Annotated in this window: 1 protein-coding gene and 1 pseudogene; both read left to right on the top strand. The window is 73.2% G+C overall.

From position 1 onward, the window contains the following. A pseudogene (locus tag AB0G02_RS41110) lies at positions 1-459 on the top strand (beta-galactosidase); the annotation flags it as partial. A 76-nt stretch (positions 460-535) separates the two neighbouring features. Next, positions 536-1,226, top strand: a 691-nt coding sequence (locus tag AB0G02_RS41105) for a cellulase family glycosylhydrolase (protein ID WP_360806239.1), incomplete at its 3' end; no start/stop codon positions are given.

Below are 1,226 nucleotides of genomic sequence, written 5' to 3'. Positions count from 1 at the left end.
GCCGGGGCGGTGCTCGCGCTGCTCGTGGAGAACCAGGGCCGCGTCGACTACGGCCAGGCCATCCACGACCGCAAGGGCGTCACCGGCCCGGTGCTGCTCGACGGCGTCGAGGTCGAGGGCTGGACCAGCCGGCCCCTGCCGCTGGACGACCTCTCCGGCCTGGACTTCGCCCCGACCACCGCGCCGCTGGTCGGCCCGGCGTTCCACCGGGGTGTGGTGCACGTCGACGCTCCGGCCGACACGTTCCTGTCGCTGGCGGGCTGGACCAAGGGCAACGCCTGGGTCAACGGCTTCCACCTCGGCCGCTACTGGTCGCGCGGCCCCCAGCAGACGCTGTACGTGCCCGCGCCCGTGCTGCGGGCGGGCGGGAACGAGATCACCGTGCTCGAACTGCACGCCACCCGACGGCCGGTGGTGGCGCTGGTCGACCGACCCGACCTCGGGCCGACCGACCGCTGACCGACCGCTTCACCGACTGCTGCCCCACGCCCGCCCGGGACCTGGTCGACCGACACCCGCAACGAGGAGATCAACGATGCGCTCCCCCAGCCGCCGACGTGCGGCCTCCCGCCTGGCCGCCGTCGTCACCTGCGCCGTGGCCGTGACCGGCCTGCTCACCGCCGTCGCACCCGCAGCGGGTGCGACCACCAAGCAGTTCAAGGGCGTCAACTGGGCCGACCCGCGCGACAACTACGCCGCCGACGAGGTCGTGCCGTCCGGTCTGTCCACACAGGACGACTACGCCGCGACCCGCGCCAAGGCGAGCGCGATCGTCGGCGGGTTCGCGACCGAGCTGGGCGCGAACACGGTGCGGCTGCCGATCAACCCGGTCACGGTGAACGGCCCGTTCTGGAACTCCTACACGGGCGCGATCGACGCGGCGACGGCCAGGGGCTTCAAGGTGATCCTGGCCTACTGGGAGTCCCCCGTGCCCGCCAAGGACGGCCGGATCGACGACCTCGACGCGTTCCACCGGATGTGGGGCCGCGTCACGGCCCGGTACGCGCGCCAGGGCTCGGTGTACTTCGAGCCGATGAACGAGCCGTTCGGCTACAGCGGCCAGGAGTGGCGCGACGTCGCCGCGGACTGGCTGGCGACCTACCCGCGGGTGCGGCGCGACCGGGTGTTCATCGGCGGGGTGAAGTACAGCGAGGACGTCAAGCCGGTGTGCGCCGTCGCGGACGCCGTCACGCGTGACGTGGGCGACCTCGGTCTGCGCCGGGACG

It is taken from the genome of Actinosynnema sp. NPDC023658 (assembly GCF_040639995.1).
Taxonomy (GTDB): domain Bacteria; phylum Actinomycetota; class Actinomycetes; order Mycobacteriales; family Pseudonocardiaceae; genus Actinosynnema.
The sequence above is the reverse complement of the archived record's forward strand: the minus strand, read 5'-3'. Positions and strand labels throughout refer to the sequence as shown.